This window comes from Bartonella sp. CM86QHHN (assembly GCF_042194695.1).
Taxonomy (GTDB): Bacteria; Pseudomonadota; Alphaproteobacteria; order Rhizobiales; family Rhizobiaceae; genus Bartonella.
Map to the genome: position 1 here is coordinate 129,797 of NZ_JBHIND010000051.1, position 17,447 is coordinate 147,243.

General features: G+C 39.3%; 14 protein-coding genes. 3 read left to right on the plus strand and 11 right to left on the minus strand.

Going from position 1 to position 17,447, the window contains the following annotated elements:
- Window positions 1-7: 7 nt before the first annotated feature.
- Complete coding sequence (coaA, locus tag ACFIKX_RS04540) at window positions 8-1,006, minus strand: type I pantothenate kinase (protein WP_375627680.1); 999 nt, start codon at window positions 1,004-1,006, stop codon at window positions 8-10.
- 123 nt (window positions 1,007-1,129) lie between these two features.
- Window positions 1,130-2,119: an asparaginase gene (locus ACFIKX_RS04545; RefSeq protein WP_375627650.1), complete on the minus strand. Its 990-nt coding sequence runs from the start codon at window positions 2,117-2,119 to the stop codon at window positions 1,130-1,132.
- Window positions 2,120-2,339: 220 nt separating this feature from the next.
- On the opposite strand from ACFIKX_RS04545, the gene hslV reads away from it, so the two are divergent.
- Both hslV and hslU read left to right on the plus strand, forming a co-directional pair.
- Entirely contained in the window at window positions 2,340-2,921 is a 582-nt protein-coding gene (hslV, locus tag ACFIKX_RS04550; RefSeq protein ID WP_012754621.1) for an ATP-dependent protease subunit HslV, read from the plus strand.
- Window positions 2,922-4,232, plus strand: coding sequence for an ATP-dependent protease ATPase subunit HslU (gene hslU / locus ACFIKX_RS04555; protein WP_375611822.1), 1,311 nt, complete (start codon window positions 2,922-2,924; stop codon window positions 4,230-4,232).
- A 19-nt stretch (window positions 4,233-4,251) separates the two neighbouring features.
- On the opposite strand, the gene ACFIKX_RS04560 is transcribed toward hslU, so the two are convergent.
- The 3 genes from ACFIKX_RS04560 to rpsO form a co-directional block, all read right to left on the minus strand.
- Window positions 4,252-5,247, minus strand: coding sequence for a class I SAM-dependent methyltransferase (locus tag ACFIKX_RS04560; protein WP_375627649.1), 996 nt, complete (start codon window positions 5,245-5,247; stop codon window positions 4,252-4,254).
- Window positions 5,248-5,319: 72 nt separating this feature from the next.
- On the minus strand, window positions 5,320-7,512 hold the full coding sequence (pnp, locus tag ACFIKX_RS04565; protein WP_375627648.1) for a polyribonucleotide nucleotidyltransferase: 2,193 nt from the start codon (window positions 7,510-7,512) through the stop codon (window positions 5,320-5,322).
- Window positions 7,513-7,760: 248 nt separating this feature from the next.
- On the minus strand, window positions 7,761-8,030 hold the full coding sequence (rpsO, locus tag ACFIKX_RS04570; RefSeq protein WP_375613306.1) for a 30S ribosomal protein S15: 270 nt from the start codon (window positions 8,028-8,030) through the stop codon (window positions 7,761-7,763).
- Window positions 8,031-8,344: 314 nt separating this feature from the next.
- On the opposite strand from rpsO, the gene ACFIKX_RS04575 reads away from it, so the two are divergent.
- A complete protein-coding gene (locus tag ACFIKX_RS04575; RefSeq protein ID WP_375613307.1) occupies window positions 8,345-9,973 on the plus strand; it encodes an MFS transporter in 1,629 nt (542 codons plus the stop codon).
- A gap of 458 nt (window positions 9,974-10,431) precedes the next feature.
- Here ACFIKX_RS04575 and truB read toward each other — a convergent pair whose 3' ends face one another.
- The 6 genes from truB to rimP form a co-directional block, all read right to left on the minus strand.
- The gene (gene truB, locus ACFIKX_RS04580) at window positions 10,432-11,394 is read right to left on the minus strand and encodes a tRNA pseudouridine(55) synthase TruB (protein ID WP_375611817.1); all 963 of its coding nucleotides are present in this window, start codon (window positions 11,392-11,394) and stop codon (window positions 10,432-10,434) included.
- 4 nt (window positions 11,395-11,398) lie between these two features.
- Complete coding sequence (gene rbfA, locus ACFIKX_RS04585) at window positions 11,399-11,806, minus strand: 30S ribosome-binding factor RbfA (protein ID WP_375627647.1); 408 nt, start codon at window positions 11,804-11,806, stop codon at window positions 11,399-11,401.
- Window positions 11,807-11,927: 121 nt separating this feature from the next.
- A complete protein-coding gene (gene infB / locus ACFIKX_RS04590; protein WP_375627646.1) occupies window positions 11,928-14,447 on the minus strand; it encodes a translation initiation factor IF-2 in 2,520 nt (839 codons plus the stop codon).
- A complete protein-coding gene (locus tag ACFIKX_RS04595; protein WP_375627645.1) occupies window positions 14,444-15,079 on the minus strand; it encodes an RNA-binding protein in 636 nt (211 codons plus the stop codon). The genes infB and ACFIKX_RS04595 overlap by 4 nt, the downstream gene beginning before the upstream one ends.
- On the minus strand, window positions 15,080-16,711 hold the full coding sequence (gene nusA / locus ACFIKX_RS04600; RefSeq protein WP_375627644.1) for a transcription termination factor NusA: 1,632 nt from the start codon (window positions 16,709-16,711) through the stop codon (window positions 15,080-15,082).
- A gap of 47 nt (window positions 16,712-16,758) precedes the next feature.
- The gene (gene rimP / locus ACFIKX_RS04605; RefSeq protein ID WP_375611870.1) at window positions 16,759-17,409 is read right to left on the minus strand and encodes a ribosome maturation factor RimP; all 651 of its coding nucleotides are present in this window, start codon (window positions 17,407-17,409) and stop codon (window positions 16,759-16,761) included.
- Window positions 17,410-17,447: the final 38 nt, after the last annotated feature.

Below are 17,447 nucleotides of genomic sequence, written 5' to 3' on the forward strand. Positions count from 1 at the left end.
GAGATCCTTATAGTCGTCTAAGTGCGACATATTCGACCAAATGATTTTTTCCCTTTCGTAGAATGAGATTGGACCGTGGTCGTGTTGGCAATATATTTTCCTGTAAATTTTTTAAATTAATCGTTTGCCAAAGATCCTCAGCGATTTTTGAAGCTTCTTTTTCATTGAGATGGGCATAACGATGAAAATAGGATTCAGGATTTTGAAAAGCTGTTTTACGCAAACGTTTAAAGCGCTCCAAATACCAGTGACGAATGACTTCTGTTTCAGCATCGACATAGATTGAAAAATCAAAAAAATCTGATACGAAAGGAATAGCTTTTCCATCTTTAGGAAGATCACTGACCTGTAATACATTAATACCTTCAACAATTAAAATATCAGGACGATCAATGGTAATAGTCTGATTTTCTAGAACATCATAGATCATATGTGAGTAAAGCGGGGCACGGACATTTCCGATACCTGCTTTTATAGCCGAAAGAAAGCACAGCAACTTTTTAATGTCATAGGAATCAGGAAATCCTTTGCGATTCATTCGATTTTTTTGCTGTAAGATTGCGTTAGGATAGAGAAAACCATCCGTTGTGATTAGATCAACTTTAAGGCTAGATGTCCATCTTTTCAACAGTTCTTGAAGAATGCGAGCCGTGGTTGATTTTCCTACAGCTACAGAACCAGCAATTCCAATAATAAAGGGCGTTTTTCTACTCTCTTCTTGATGGAGAAACTGCTGACGTTTGTGAAAAAGTTCCTGTACTGCTTCAACATGGCATGATAATAGACGCGATAAAGAAAGATAAATGCGTTGGACTTCTTTAAGATCAATAGGATCATCAATAGAGCGTAAACGCTTAATTTCATCAAAAGTCAAAGTAAGAGGTGTGTCTGCACGAAACTCTGACCATTCTTGTGCAGTAAAAACGCGATAGGGTGAATATCGGTCAGAAACGGATTTGATCAGATTATCTTTCTGATTAATTTTTTGTATAGTCGTATCAATCATTTGTATTGGTCGAGAATTTTTTGCAGCAGCAATTGATTTAAGAGTAGACAGATGAGCGGCTTCATTTTCAAGTAAATTTTGTTTTGCATGCTCTCTTCTTTTAAGATAGTAGATCATTTTTCATTAACTTATAGTCCAGTCATTCCAGTTTGCACGGATTTGTGCTAATGAGTGCCCTTGCGCCAAAAAAGTCCATAAAAGTAGACGCGCTTTTACGGCTGATAAGTAACCAGACATGAGAGCACCAGAAGCAATCATATCGATTTCGGAGCCTTTATAGCCATAAGTTATACGAGTTGTTGAGCCATTACAACAACGACTAGCAATAATGATTGGTATTTTTTGTGCATATTGTTGTACAAGGTCTGCTTCTTGAAAACTACAGTGTCCTGCACCAAAACCAGCAATAACAACTCCAGCATAATACCCACTTTCAAGGCATAGTTTCATTAATTTTGCATCAGATGATAAAGAGGAATAGAGGAGTGCAATTTGATGATCATGGTTTTGGGGAAGATCAAACGTTTTTGGGAAAAATTTTCGATCATTGAAATAAATAAGTTTTCCCTCTAAAATAGTTCCTAAAACACCTGCAAGACCTGATTGAAATGTTTCGACTTTGACGGTATGGCTTTTATAGAGCCAATAAGGTGAATGAATTGCATCATTTATGACAACGAGAACGCCCCTGTTACGACTTTGTGTGGCTGCTGCGACACGAGTGGCTGCTAAAATGTTGGCGGGGCCATCGGCGCCTGCTTCATGAGGCATGCGCATAGCACCGGTTATGATGAGTGGTTCGGCTTCTTTCCAATAAAGAGAAAGAAAAAAAGCTGTTTCTTCCAGAGTATCAGTCCCTTGTGTTAAAACAATACCTTCTGCACCAGCGTTTATTTGTTGTTTTGCCCACTTAATTATTTCAAAAAGCATTTGAAACGATAAAGATCCACTTGGTATTTGCATCAATGTTTGTGCATGAATATCAGCAACGTTATTTAAATCAGGAACACTTTTTATGAGGTTATCTGAAGTTAAAGTCGGTTGCATGTGACCAAAACTATCAGCAGTCATTGCAATTGTTCCACCTAAGGTCCCTATGGCTATTTTTTTCATAATTTTCCTCTAAAAAGCACAAACTGTTTATATAAAGCTATTTAGCAGTAATTTACATTGACAACAATGATATCATTTTTCCATTTTCAACAAATTGAGTTGTGCTGAATCATTGTGTTTTGCTGTATATGTTCTTAAATAGGACAATAGTAATTGAGTTTTACATTGTATGAAAAGAAATCAATATTAAAAAGTAAAGTTAATATTAAGGAGTTTCCTTATGACAGAACATAAGCCAGACATAATGTATGGTACAACAATTATTACGGTACGAAAAGGTGGAAAAGTCGTGATGGCCGGTGATGGTCAGGTCTCTCTTGGACAGACAATTATGAAAGGCAATGCACGTAAAGTGCGTCGTCTTGGAAAGAACGGAGTGGTTATTGCTGGTTTTGCAGGTGCTACGGCAGATGCTTTTACATTACTGGAGAGATTGGAAACAAAGCTTGAACAATATCCTGATCAGCTTATGCGTGCTTGTGTGGAACTTGCAAAAGATTGGAGAACAGATCGCTATTTGCGTCGTCTCGAAGCAATGATGCTCGTGGCTGATAAGAAAGTAACTTTGGCTCTAACAGGGCTTGGTGATGTCTTAGAGCCAGAAGATGGGGTTATGGCAATTGGCTCTGGAGGAAATTTTGCTCTTTCAGCAGCGCGTGCACTCATGGATTTGGATTTGGATGCAGAAACTATTGCTCGTAAAGCTATGGCTATTGCCGCTAAAATTTGTGTTTACACCAATGATCATTTTACGATTGAAACATTGGATGCAGAATTATCTTCTTTAGAGAAAGCTATTTAAATGTGTGTTGTATTTTCCCCTCGTGAAACTGTTTCTGAACTTGATCGTTTTATTATTGGCCAAAATGATGCCAAACGCTCTGTAGCTATTGCACTGCGCAATCGGTGGCGTAGGCAACAGCTTGATGAGCCGATGCGTGAAGAAGTTATGCCAAAAAATATTTTAATGATAGGGCCAACAGGAGTTGGTAAAACTGGTATTGCACGTCGATTAGCAAAACTTTCTGGAGCACCCTTCGTTAAAGTAGAAGCGACTAAATTTACTGAAGTTGGTTATGTGGGACGTGATGTTGAGCAAATTATTCGAGATCTTGTTGAAATTGCCATTTCTCTTGTGCGTGAAAAGAAACGGGATGAAATAAAAGAAAAGGCTCACGTGAATGCTGAAGAGCGCGTTTTAGACGCCCTTGTTGGTAAAACAGCAAGTCCTGCTACCCGTGATAGTTTTCGTAAAAAATTGCGTGAAGGTGAATTGGATGAGAAAGAGATTGAAATTGAAGTCGCCGATAATAATAGCAATAGTGCTTCAACCTTTGATATTCCTGGTATGCCTGGGGCACAAATGGGTATTATGAATTTATCAGATATTTTGGGCAAAATGGGCAGTCGTACAAAAGTCCGTAAGACGACAGTAAAGGATTCTTTTAAACCGCTCATTGATGATGAATCTGAAAAACTCCTTGATCAGGAGCAAATTATTCAAGAGGCGCTTCGTGTTGCTGAAAATGACGGTATTGTTTTTATCGACGAAATTGATAAAATTGCAACCAGGGATGGTGGAGCAAGTGTTGCGGTTTCGCGTGAGGGCGTTCAACGGGATCTTTTGCCTTTGGTTGAAGGAACAACAATTGCTACAAAATATGGGCAAATCAAAACAGATCATATTCTTTTTATTGCCTCAGGTGCATTTCATGTTTCCAAGCCATCTGATTTATTACCGGAACTTCAAGGACGTTTGCCCATCCGTGTGGAGCTGAACCCTTTAACAAGGGAAGATTTACGGCGCATTCTAACGGAACCAGAAGCTAGTTTGATTAAACAATATATCGCTCTTATGGCAACGGAAGAGGTTCATTTGGAAATTACCGATGATGCAATTGATGCTTTAGCAGATATTGCTGTAGATTTAAATGCAAGGATTGAAAATATAGGGGCACGTCGTTTGCAAACAGTGATGGAGCGCGTTTTGGATGAGATTTCTTTCACTGCACCTGATAAAGCTGGAACATCGTTTAAAATTGATGCTGCTTACGTGAGAAAATCTATTGGCGAGCTTGCTGCTGATATCGATCTTTCACGTTTTATTCTTTGAAAGTTATTGCTTATTCTGTTTATCTGCGTGCTTCGATAATTTTGAAACCATGGGCTTGTTCATGTATCAACACTGTGCGGAAAATATTTTTTAATAATGTTTCATAAGGCAGGTGGCGGTTTGCAACAAAAAGCAGACTGCCGCTTGGCTTTAAGCACTTTGCAGCATTTATAATAAAATTTTTTCCTAATGCAACATCTGTTGTTTGTTGTGTGTGAAACGGTGGATTTGAAATGATTGTGTCATATAGATTTGTGATAGGTTCATGTACAAGGTCATGCCAATAAAAATGAATTGGAAAAGGAGCTGTTATGGATTTAAGGTGCTGTTTTGCTGCTCTCAAAGCATTGTAGTCTGCTTCATAAAGGTCGAGAGCGGTGAGTTTTTCACTTCTTTCAAGCGCAACGTGAGAAAGATAACCCCATCCAGCACCAAAATCAGCCGTTTTTCCAGAAATAATTTTGAGCATATAAGAAGCAAGCGCAGCAGATCCTGGATCAATACGTCCGTGTGAGAACATACCAGAAGTGGTTTGAAATTTACCAAAAGTGAGCGGTGGTGAGCGCAATTGCGCAATGTTATGTCTCTCAATTTGTTGAGGAACTTGCAACCAAAATACAAGACCATGATTTTTAGACAATTTATTGGTGATGGGAACAATTGTTTTGACCCATTTCATCATTGAAGCAGCACCAGCAGTTTTATCCCCACTGATTACAATCCATCCATTGGATTTAACGCATTCTAATAAATCAAGAAAACAATTTTGGTTCAAACCACGATATTTGCTCAAATGTAAAAATGCACCATCATAGCTGAAAGTTTTATCTATTTGAGGAGAGCAGTGAAATTGAGTATCGACAAATTTTAAAAAATCTGGTCGCCAAGGCGTAATAACTTTTAAATTTTGTGCCCATTCTGGAGCTGGGATTTCTGTTAAACCAAAACTTAGCCAACACTGGTTTGGATCAGGATACGGGAGTTCATGATTTTCAAAAGGCAAAAATAATAACACATATGACTCTTTCAAAGAAAAATGCCACTCCAATGTTGGGATGGCATTTCATGATACGATAAGAGGAAAAACTTACTCTTCTTTCTTACGGCGGCGCTTATTTTCAGGTTGTTTTTTTTCATCCACGCACTTTTCTTCATTCATCGCTTTATCACCGGTGATTTCCTTTCCGGTTGTTTGATCAACGACCTTCATTGATAACCGAACTTTTCCACGCTCATCAAAGCCCATTAATTTAACCCAAACTTTGTCACCTTCTTTTACAATATCTGTTGTTTTGGTGACGCGTTCTGATGCAAGCTGAGAGATATGAACGAGTCCATCACGAGAACCAAAGAAGTTTATAAATGCACCAAATTCTGCAGTTTTTACAACTGTTCCTTGGTAGATAGCACCAACTTCAGGCTCATCGACAATAGAATGGATCCAACGTTTTGCTGCTTCAATGGTTTTAGCATCAGCAGAAGCAATTTTAATGGTACCATCATCTTCAATATTAATTTTTGCTCCAGTTTGTTCCACGATTTCCCGAATAACTTTACCACCAGAGCCGATAACATCACGGATTTTATCGACAGAAATATTCATAACTTCGATTCGTGGAGAAAATTCACTCAGCTCAGCACGTGCACTGGTTAAAGCTTTCGCCATCTCATTAAGGATATGGATTCGTCCACCTTTGGCTTGTTCAAGCGCGATTTTCATAATCTCTTCGGTAATACCATCAATTTTGATATCCATTTGCAAGGCAGTAATACCATTTTCTGTTCCTGCGACTTTAAAATCCATATCTCCAAGATGATCTTCATCCCCTAAAATATCAGAAAGAACAGCAAAGCGTTCTCCTTCTTTAATCAAGCCCATAGCAATACCAGCAACAGGGCGTGCTAGAGGAACACCAGCATCCATAAGAGCAAGTGAGGTTCCACAAACCGTTGCCATAGAAGAAGAGCCATTGGATTCAGTGATTTCTGAGACAGCACGAATGGTATAAGGAAAAGATTCTTTCGTTGGTAACATGGGGTGAATTGCCCGCCATGCCAATTTGCCATGTCCAATTTCACGACGACCTGGAGAACCAAGGCGTCCCGTTTCACCCACTGAAAATGGTGGAAAATTGTAATGGAGAAGGAATGTTTCCTTATACATTCCTGTCAAAGAATCAACATATTGTTCATCTTCACCAGTTCCCAATGTTGCAACGACAATCGCTTGTGTTTCTCCGCGGGTAAAGAGTGCTGATCCATGTGTGCGGGGTAAAATACTTACTTCTGATTGGATAGGGCGTACGGTAGAAAGATTGCGTCCATCAATCCGCTTTTGGGTATCAAGAATGTTTCCGCGAACAATTTTTGCTTGCAACTGTTTAAATACGGTTGCAATTTGATCTGCACTAAATTGACAGTCTTTTTCTGGTTCTGGCATAAATTTATTGAGGATTTCTGTCTTTAGTGCATCAATTGCAGCATAACGTTCTTGCTTATCAGTAATTGTGTAAGCCTTTCGTATATTCTGTTCTGCCATTTTCTGCATCGCTTTTTCAAGCTCAGAAAGATCTTCAGGAACAAAATCACGAGGATCTTTTGCAGCAACTTCAGCAAGCTTTATAATGGCATCAAGGACAGGTTGAAGGCCTTTGTGACCAAACATCACAGCTCCCAACATGATATCTTCCGGTAATTCTTGTGCTTCTGATTCAACCATCAAAACAGCACTTTCTGTTCCAGCAACAACAAGATCAAGTTTTGATTCAGGCATTTCATCGATATGAGGATTAAGAACATATTGTCCATTACAATAGCCAACGCGGGCACCGGCTATAGGCCCCATAAAAGGAACACCTGACAGGGTCAATGCGGCAGAAGATGCAATCATCGCAAGGATATCGGGATTGTTTTCGAGATCATGCTGTATAACGGAAACAATAACTTGTGTATCATTTTTATATCCCTCAACGAAAAGGGGACGAATTGGGCGATCAATCAAACGTGAAACCAAAGTTTCATTTTCACTTGGTCGACTTTCACGTTTTAAATAGCCCCCAGGTATTCGACCAACAGCATAGGATTTTTCTTGATAATTAACGGTGAGTGGAAAAAAGTCCTGGTCTGGTTTTGGGATTTTGGCCGATACAACGGTAGCTAAGACAATCGTTTCTCCATAGGTAGCAATCACTGCACCATCAGCTTGACGCGCTATTTTCCCTGTTTCAAGGGTGAGCGGACGCCCGGCCCATTCAATTTCTATCTTGTGCGTTTTGAACATTTTTTATCCTTAATGACCAGTGTTTAAATCTTTGATTGCTCACATTCTGGTTTTGCGTAGCATACTTCCAAGATCTGGGGTGGACAACATACTTTTTATCTTTGTTGCGAGAAAAGAGAAGTAAACTGCTTAAATGCGAAACGATGAGCAGTTCTATCCCATAATAACTTATCAGTTTTTAAAATTTTTAATTAAAAGCAACACGTTGAAAAAATGGGTGTTTTTTTAATACCACTTCCATTTTTCTTTTAGCGACGCAAACCTAACTTCTTTATAAGTGTCTGATAACGATTTTGGTCAACTCCTTTAAGATAATCAAGAAGACGCCGACGTTGAGACACCATCTTCAAAAGACCACGACGAGAATGATTATCCTTTTTGTGAGATTTAAAGTGGTTTGTTAAATTAGAAATACGTTCAGAAAGTACAGCAATTTGCACTTCTGGTGATCCTGTATCACCAACTTTGTTTGCGTATTCTGAGACAAGAGCTTTTTTACGTTCAGCTGTAATCGACATCGTATTATCCTTTCCAAAAACGAAGAAACATAAAGTCACCCATAGCCGAGATGTCGTTCAGCAAGGGTCTGTGAGAAAACAGGAAAAGTCGAAGACTCTTACCTATTTTCGTTCTTATATAGGAAAGAAGGTTAAAATACTAGTCCTTGACAGCATTTTGAAGTCTTTCTTTAAATAAAAGCTTTTGTTTTGAAATATTGATTTAAATAGAGTTTTATGAGAAGTTTTTTAAAGAATTATGCATCCTTTTGATACAAAGATTATGAGCGTGTATGTGGTAACAAAAGTGATAAATACCGATTTGGAGGAAAAAGATGCAGAGCATTTCAACATTAAAACTTTTTCGTAATTCGGTATTTCGAAATTTATGGTCATCTACTCTTATTTCTAATTTAGGGGGGCTGATACAGGCTGTTGGAGCAGGGTGGTTAATGGCGTTGATTAGTTCTTCGCATTCCATGGTTGGGCTAGTTCAAAGTGCCACAACATTACCACTTGTTATGTTTTCTTTGATGGCAGGGGCATTAGCTGATAATTTTAATCGGCGTCAAATTATGTTGTGTGCGCAGATTATGATGATGGTCATATCGATGAGTTTATCTGTTTTAGCCTATATGGGATTTCTAACACCTTGGCTTTTGTTATGTTTTACGTTTTTGATTGGATGTGGTACAGCTTTTTATAATCCTTCTTGGCAAGCAACGATAGGAGATATTGTGAGCAGGGAAAATATTCCTGCTGCTGTTAGTTTGAATAGTGTCGGCTTTAATTTGATGCGGAGTGTTGGTCCTGCTATTGGTGGTGCCATCATTGCAACTTTGGGGGCATCTGCTGCTTTTTTGTTTAATGCTATAAGCTATATTCCTCTTATTGGTGCGTTGTTTTTCTGGAAGTCGAATTATGAAAACAACTCATTGCCACGAGAAAGGCTGTTAGGAGCTGTCTCAGATGGTTTGCGTTATGTTGCGATGTCACCTAATCTGCTGAGTATTATGGTTCGAGCGTTCCTTTTTGGTATAGGAGCAATTTCTATTTTAGCACTTTTGCCAATTGTTGCGCATAAAGTTCTTGGAGGAAGTGCCCTTCTTTATGGTACATTGCTCGGTTGTTTTGGGTTAGGAGCCATGACAGCAGGTATTATTAATGCAGTTGTACGGCATCATTTTCGTTCAGAAACAATTATTGCAAGTGCATTTATTGGTTTTGCCTTTTCTTGCTTTTTATTGGGAATAAGCCGTTCACTGATTATAAGCCATATTGCTTTATTTCCTGCAGGGTTATGTTGGGTTTTGGCATTATCATTGTTTAATACATCTGTACAACTCTCTACACCACGCTGGGTTGTCGCACGTTCTTTAGCACTTTATCAAACGGCATCTTATGGGGGGATGGCTATTGGAAGTGCAATCTGGGGAGTTTTGGCTGATGGTTATTCTCCAACAATTGCTTTGAGCGTTTGTTCTCTATTCTTGATTTTTGGTGCTCTTGCGGGGGTAAAATTTAGAATTCAAGAAATTCCTCAGATAGATTTAAATCCTCTTGATCATTTTAGAGAGCCGGAATTATTACTTGACCTCAAAGCAAGAAGTGGCCCGATCATGATAATGATCGATTATAAAATTCATGAAAATGATCTTGAAGAGTTTCTCAAAGTGATGACGCGTCGACGCCATATTCGATTACGTGATGGTGCGCGTCAGTGGGTCCTTTTACGAGATCTTGAAAGACCTGAATATTGGACAGAGGCTTATCATATGCCAACATGGGTAGATTATTTACGCCATAATCATCGTCGTACAAAAGCAGATGCAGAAGTCAATAAGCGTCTGCGTCATTTAAATTGTGCTCCTAACGGTATAAGAGTGCACCGCATGATTGAACGCCAAACAATACCTCAAGCCAATGAGATGCTTTTAAAAGTTTCCTCTGATCATCTTCCTTAGGGTTAAAACAGTTTTTGTAAATATTACATATATTAATATTATTTCGATCAATTTGTTAGCATAATCATAAAAAATTGCTATTTCAATATTTAATGAATTGATTTATAATGGTTATTTGTCATTTTTCATGTTGAGTGATAGTTCTGAAAATCTTAAGCTTTTCTCGTTTCAAATCTATTTAGAGTAAATCAGTCCATATCTTTGCTTGTACATTATAAACGAGGACTAAAGTATGAGTAAAAAACGATTGAAAAAGAAATAAAAAGCCTCTTATGAATCCTTTAAATGCAAGGATTATTGCGACATTAAGAGGAAAAAGTGTGTGGTGGTGTTAGCTTATAGCACTGACTTAAATTTTGATATGAATACGGTAAATATAGACAATGAAAAGCACCATATTTTTCTTAATTGATAGAGAAAAATATCTTTCCGCAAAAGGTGGTTGGGAAAAGAATCGATTAAATTGTGAAAATCCGCTTTGGTTTAAATAGACCTTTGTCGAGAGTGCCAATAGCAAGAAGTTGTTCCTTATAGAGGACACAAATTTCCTCTTCATCAAGAGGTGCTTTGTGATGATTCAAGAGGATAGAATGGCCTCTTATAATTCTCTGTGCTTGAGTTTCATTAAGGATATAGTGAGGGAGGCAATCCAATGCGGCGCTTGTGTCAATTAAGAGCCCATCGAGTGTTGAGAAGTTTTTTTCAAAAGAACGATTATTCTCATCTGTAGTGTTTTTATTTGGCGGAATGGCCGCTTTTAGTTCCTCCCATGTAATGAGATCTTCTTCATCAAAAGGTGCGACGGCAATACGTCTTAAATCAGCAATATGCCCATAGCAACCGAGATCACGTCCCATATCGCGTGCTAAAGAGCGCACATAAGTTCCTTTTCCGCAGGTTATTTCAAAGATAGAATGCTCTTTGGTAGGCATTTCTAATAACTTGAAAGTTTCTATTTCCACTTCACGGGGCGGAATGTCAACAACTTCCCCTTCACGCGCTAAATCATAGGCACGATTTCCAGCAATTTTGATTGCTGAAAATTGTGGAGGTGTTTGCAAAATAACACCTGTATATTGAGGAAGAAGAGCAAGTATTTCTTCTTGTGTTGGACGTATGAGAGAAGTTTTCGTTATTTCTCCTTCTAAATCATCTGTTGAGCGCTCTTGCCCCCAAGCAATATGAAAACGGTAAGTTTTTTTGCCTTGCATCACGTAAGGGACGGTTTTGGTTGCTTCGCCCAATGCAATGGGAAGGAGACCAGAAGCAAGAGGATCAAGTGTACCCGCATGTCCTGCCTTTTGAGCATGGAAGAGCCATTTGATTTGTGAGACAGCTTCTGTTGATTTCATTCCTTTTGGTTTATCAAATATGACCCAGCCAGAAACAGGACGCCCTTTTTTCTTGTGTTGCCGCGCCATATCTTTAATCCTCATCTGTATCACTATGGTGAAGATCGCGTGCAACCTCAGGCGAGCGAAGGAGGGCATCAATTTTTGAAAAATTATCAAAACTATTATCAAGTCGGAAACGCAGTTCTGGCATATATTTCATTTGTCGCAACGCATGACTGATTTCTCCACGGAGAAAACGACTATGTTTATTGAGGGTATCAACAACATCGGTATGAGAAGCATTTTTAAGAGTGCTGAGAGGTGATACAAAGCAAGTAGCAATTTTTAAATCTGATGACATGCGTACTTCAGAGACAGAAATAACAATATTTTTTAAGATATCATCAAGCAAAATATCACGCTGTAATATATGCGCTATTGCATGACGTACTTGCTCTGCTACTCTAAGTTGCCGTTGTGATGGCCCTGCATTTTTCATCAAAGTTTTATCCTTGCTACAAGATCTCTTTTTTGACCATTTAGATAAGGAAAAAGAAATATTGTGTATAAAACCTAATAACTTTTCTCATTTCACAACAGAGTAAAGTTATTGGATTATTTTATAATGTGCGATTAATATGTTCGATACGGAAGGTCTCAATGATGTCTCCTGCACGCATGTCTTCATAATTTTCAAAGGCTATTCCACATTCTTGACCACTTTGCACTTCATTGACTTCATCCTTAAAGCGTTTGAGTGTTTTCAGCTTTCCTTCGTGAATAACGATATTATCGCGGATAAGGCGAACACCGGCTCCTCGTTCTATTTTACCTTCTGTAACACGACATCCTGCAACTTTTCCAATTTTTGTAATGTTAAAGACTTCTAGAATTTCAGCATTACCAAGGAAAGTTTCACGCTGTTCTGGTGAGAGTAATCCAGACATAGCAGCCTTGATATCGTCAACAAGATCATAAATGATGTTGTAATAACGAATTTCAATTCCTTGTGTTTTAGCAAAATCACGTGCCTGCTTATTGGCTCGAACATTAAAGCCAATTACAGCAGAGTTAGAAGCTTCTGCAAGAGAAATATCACTTTCGGTAATTCCTCCAGCACCAGAATGTACAATACGCGCACGAACCTCGTCATTTCCGAGTTTTTCCAATGCTGAAGCGATTGCTTCAATTGATCCTTGCACATCTCCTTTTATAATAAGAGAAAATTCCTTAACACCAGTCGTTTGCAATTTTGTCATCATCTGTTCAAGAGAACCACGCGAACCAGTTTGCCGCGCAACAGCTTTATCACGTGCTAATCGTTGCCGATATTCAGAAATTTCACGTGCTTTTGCTTCATGTGTGACAACAGCAAAACGGTCTCCGGCTTGTGGTGTTCCTTGCATGCCTAAAATTTCAATTGGTGTAGAGGGAACGGCCTCTTTGACATGGCGGCCATGGTCGTCAATCAAAGCACGTACACGACCCCATTCATTTCCAGCAACGATAATATCAGAAGGGTGTAATGTACCTTTTTGAACAAGAACTGTTGCAACAGACCCACGTCCGCGATCCAATTTGGCTTCAATGATAACGCCCTCTGCAGTTCGTTGAGGATCTGCTTTCAGATCAAGCATTTCAGCTTGAAGAAGGATAGCTTCGAGAAGTTTATCAAGATTTTGACCAGTTTTAGCAGAAACTTCAACGTCCAAAGTTTCTCCACCCATAGTTTCAACAAACACTTCATGTTGTAGAAGTTCTGTACGCACTTTTTGTGCATTCGCAGCTGGTTTATCAATTTTGTTGATAGCAACAATGATAGGTACACCAGCAGCTTTCGCATGATTGATTGATTCAATCGTTTGAGGCATAACACTATCATCAGCGGCTACAACGAGAACAGCAATATCAGTAACACGAGCTCCGCGTGCACGCATAGCGGTAAATGCAGCATGACCTGGTGTATCAATAAAGGTAATTTTTTGACCATTTTGTTCTACTTGATAGGCACCAATATGCTGCGTAATACCTCCTGCTTCGCCAGAAACAACATTTGCTTTACGAATAGCATCCAAAAGCGAAGTTTTTCCGTGGTCAACATGGCCCATAATGGTTACAACAGGGGCGCGCTGCTGCATGTTTTGAGGATTATCTGTTATATTAAAGATACCTTCTTCTACGTCAGATTCTAAAACACGTTTAACAGTATGGCCAAATTCAACAGCGATGAGTTCGGCAACATCTGCATCAATAACATCGCCAGGTTTCATCATTTGTCCTTGTTTCATCAAGAATTTAATCACATCAACAGAACGCTCAGTCATACGTTGTGCGAGCTCTTGAATAGTAATCGTTTCAGGAAGAACAACTTCGCGAGAAATTTTTTCTCTTGGTTCTTGATTTTGTGCACGCTTAAACTTTTCCTGTCTACGCCGCATTGCAGCCATTGAGCGCCCACGTGCGCTTCCTTCTTCATCCAGTGCACTATTCAGAGTTAACTTTCCGCGTCTCCGCTCATCAGCTCCTTTGACAACTTTGGGTACACGTATTTCTGATTTAGCAGGATTAGCACGTCGACTATGCCGTTCTTCCTCTTTATTGTCATCTATTTTGCGTTTTTCAACCACGGTTGTCTGTTTAGGGGCAATAGGAATATCTGTCTGTTCAATGAGAGGGGGAACAGATGGAGTCTGTACTGGCGATATTTCTTCTTCTTGTTGGAGATGTATTTCTTTTTCTTTAATTTCTTGCTGTAAAATTTCTTCACGCTCTTTAGCGCGTCTTGCTTCTTCTTCGGCTTGTTCTCGCGTTATTTTTTCTTGGATATGTGCTTCTTCTAACGCGCGAAGTCTCGCTTCCATTTCAGTTGATGAAAGATTGCTTTTGGTCACAGATTCTTGAGGCTTTTTTCCCTCAAAACGCGGTTTAGAACGCTGGGGGGCCACATGCGGCTTTGTAATGGGCTGTAGGGTTTCAGCTTTTTCATCAGGTCGCGTAATTTTACGCCGTTTGGTTTCGACAACGACAGCCTTCGTACGGCCATGACTAAAATTTTGTTTAACCGTACTCGTTTCCAAGACAGACCTCTTGAGAGTTAGTGTCTTCTTGACGGTTGTTTTGTCGTTGTTATTTTCACTCATTGTACTTCCTTCACGGCTTGGGCCGTCATCTCACTAGACTTACTATGCTTGTCGTCACGATAGCTGATCAATTTACATGTTGTTTTGAGAAATCCTTCAGCAGCTTTTGTGTCCAGTAAGGCCGCGTGCATTACAGGATTAGAGCCAAAAGCCACTCGCATTTCATCACTTGTAAATAAAGATATGGTTTTTATAGTCCGATTTGTTTGTTGTTGTATTGAATGGATGGCCTGTGCAATTTTTCGTTTCCCATCTTCTGTTGTTTCTTTAGCATGAAGTACAAGAATAACTTTACCAGAGCGGATAGCAGCGTCAACCTTTGTTGCTCCCATAACAATTGCTCCCGCTTTTCGTGCCATGGAAAGGCTTGAAAGAGCGGCTTTTAGTAAAAGCGTATCAACAATATGCACAAGATTTGGTGCAACCTCAACATCTGTTTTAAAATTTCTATGAAAAGCTTTCTGTTTGATTGCTTTCTCAATAACAGCGTGATGGGCAGAAATCCAAACGCCACGCCCTGGTAAATTCGCTTTAAGATCAGGAACAATTTGGTTATTGGGACCAATAACAAAACGGATCAGCGTTTGTGCTGAAGCATTTTTTCGGGTCACAATGCAAGTCCGTTCATTCATTTAAAGTGTATCCACATCCAAATCATCTATTTTTTCATTTTCTGTAGAATTTCCATCTTCTACAGGATTTTCTGTAACAAGATCAGCTTGGTCTATCCAGCCTGCTTGTACACGTGCGGCTAAAACCATAGCTTCTGCATCTGCGCGTGTAATGTCAAAAGGGGTTAAAATACCAGAAAAATTCTGTGTTTGACCTTCTTTACGTTCTCTCCAACCAGCTAAATCATCAACGGCATAGCCAGCAAAGTCTTCTATTGTTTTTACACCATCCTCACCTACAGCAACCAACATAGCACTTGTCATTCCAGGAAGTGTTCGCAATTCGTCAGAAACTCCGAGCTTTTTGCGTTTTTCATCAAGTGCTTTTTCTTGATGATCAAGATATTCGCGGGCACGACTTTGGATTTCAGCGGCGGTATCATGGTCAAAACCATCAATAGAAGCGATTTCTTCAAGATCAATATAGGCGATTTCTTCAATAGAAGAAAAACCCTCTGATGCCATAACCTGTCCGATCATTTCGTCAACCTCTAAGGCTTCCATAAACAATTTACTTCGTTCAGTAAATTCTTTTTGACGATTTTCAGATTCTTCCTTTTCCGTTAAAATATCAATGTTCCATCCTGTTAGTTGCGAAGCCAAGCGAACATTTTGCCCACGTCGTCCAATAGCAAGGCTAAGTTGATCATCTGGCACAATAACTTCAATCCGTTCAGCATCTTCATCAAGGATGATTTTAGAAACTTCAGCAGGTTGCAGTGCATTAACGACAAATGTTGCCGCATCAGGCGACCAAGGAATAATATCAATTTTTTCGCCTTGTAATTCAGCAACAACAGCTTGTACACGACTTCCTCGCATTCCAACGCATGCTCCAACAGGATCAATGGAACCATCACGTGAAACAACGGCGATTTTAGCCCGTGAACCTGGATCACGAGCAACAGATTTGATTTCTATAATACCATCATAAATTTCTGGTACTTCCATAGTGAAAAGTTTTACCATAAATTGGGGATGTGTGCGTGAAAGGAAAATTTGCGGACCACGCGTTTCACGGTGTACATCATTGACAAAAGCACGAATGCGATCTCCATAGCGGAATGATTCACGAGGAATTAATTCATCACGGCGAACAATAGCTTCACCGCGCCCTAGATCAACGATGACGTTACCATATTCCACACGCTTAACTGTACCAGAAATAATTTCACCAACTTTATTTTTGAATTCTTCATATTGCTGATCGCGCTCTGCATCGCGTACTTTTTGTACAATAACCTGTTTAGCAGATTGTGCTGCGATACGTCCAAAATCCATAGGAGGTAAAAGATCAGCAAAAAAATCACCAATTTTTGCTTCTGCTTGACGTTTGAGAGCATCAGACAAAGTAATTTCCGTTGTATAGTCTTCAACGACATCAACGATTTTAAGCAGGCGCTGTAATTTAATTTCACCTGTTTTAGAATTGATTTCAGCACGAATATTGGTTTCTTGACCATAACGAGAACGTGCTGCTTTTTGAATAGCATCAGCCATCGCAGAAATGACAATTTCACGGTCGATTGACTTTTCACGTGCAACAGCATCTGCAATTTGCAGAATCTCAAGCCTGTTAGCGCTTGTAGCCATCAATTTTCTCCTTCTTTGTGCCACACGATGGGTATTTCCCAGTGATATTATTTTTTGAAATTGAGCGTCTGTATAGAGTCGTTAGCGTTCTCTTCGGCAATGAATTGTTGACTTAAATCTTTATTTTGTTTCAATGCATCGCGAATAAGCTCATCGGTAAGCACTAAATGCGCATTTATGATATCACAAAAGGAAATAGGGGTATACATGGCTTCTCCATAAGCAGCTTTATCAGTGTTTAAAATAAATCCATCTTGCGTGATATTTGTAAGTGTCCCACGAAATTTTCGGCGCCCATCAATTGTTATTTTGGTTTCAATTTTTGCAAGATGCCCTTGCCAATGAAAAAAATCAGATTTTCTTACCAATGGACGATCAATTCCAGGTGATGAGATTTCTAAATGATATTTGCGTTCAATAACATTTTGTACATCAAGGAGGGGAGAAACTGTTCGACTAACAGTTTCACAATCTTCTATGGTCATAGAACCATCGGCACGTTCAACCATAATTTGAAGTGTTAAACCATTTTGACCAAGAAGTTTCACACGAACCAAACGAAAACCTAAAGGTTTAAGTAGTGGTATGACAAGAGCAGCAACCTGTGCTTCGATACCATCTTCTTCAAACAGGCGCGGTTCGTCAAGATTGCTTATTTTTTCAGCTTCGTTCATACATTTTATCCAAGTTGGTTTCATCAGTTTTATGATATTAAAAAAGAGCGGGTCCAACGGCC

Bases quoted from the DNA above. Each gene is read 5' to 3' on its own strand.
- coaA (WP_375627680.1), bottom strand. From the start codon at position 1,006: ATGATTGATACGACTATACAAAAAATTAATCAGAAAGATAATCTGATC.
- pnp (WP_375627648.1), bottom strand. From the start codon at position 7,512: ATGTTCAAAACGCACAAGATAGAAATTGAATGGGCCGGGCGTCCGCTC.
- infB (WP_375627646.1), bottom strand. From the start codon at position 14,447: ATGAGTGAAAATAACAACGACAAAACAACCGTCAAGAAGACACTAACT.
- hslU (WP_375611822.1), top strand. From the start codon at position 2,922: ATGTGTGTTGTATTTTCCCCTCGTGAAACTGTTTCTGAACTTGATCGT.
- rbfA (WP_375627647.1), bottom strand. From the start codon at position 11,806: ATGAAAAATGCAGGGCCATCACAACGGCAACTTAGAGTAGCAGAGCAA.
- rpsO (WP_375613306.1), bottom strand. From the start codon at position 8,030: ATGTCGATTACAGCTGAACGTAAAAAAGCTCTTGTCTCAGAATACGCA.
- ACFIKX_RS04575 (WP_375613307.1), top strand. From the start codon at position 8,345: ATGCAGAGCATTTCAACATTAAAACTTTTTCGTAATTCGGTATTTCGA.
- truB (WP_375611817.1), bottom strand. From the start codon at position 11,394: ATGGCGCGGCAACACAAGAAAAAAGGGCGTCCTGTTTCTGGCTGGGTC.
- ACFIKX_RS04545 (WP_375627650.1), bottom strand. From the start codon at position 2,119: ATGAAAAAAATAGCCATAGGGACCTTAGGTGGAACAATTGCAATGACT.
- ACFIKX_RS04595 (WP_375627645.1), bottom strand. From the start codon at position 15,079: ATGAATGAACGGACTTGCATTGTGACCCGAAAAAATGCTTCAGCACAA.
- rimP (WP_375611870.1), bottom strand. From the start codon at position 17,409: ATGAAACCAACTTGGATAAAATGTATGAACGAAGCTGAAAAAATAAGC.
- hslV (WP_012754621.1), top strand. From the start codon at position 2,340: ATGACAGAACATAAGCCAGACATAATGTATGGTACAACAATTATTACG.
- nusA (WP_375627644.1), bottom strand. From the start codon at position 16,711: ATGGCTACAAGCGCTAACAGGCTTGAGATTCTGCAAATTGCAGATGCT.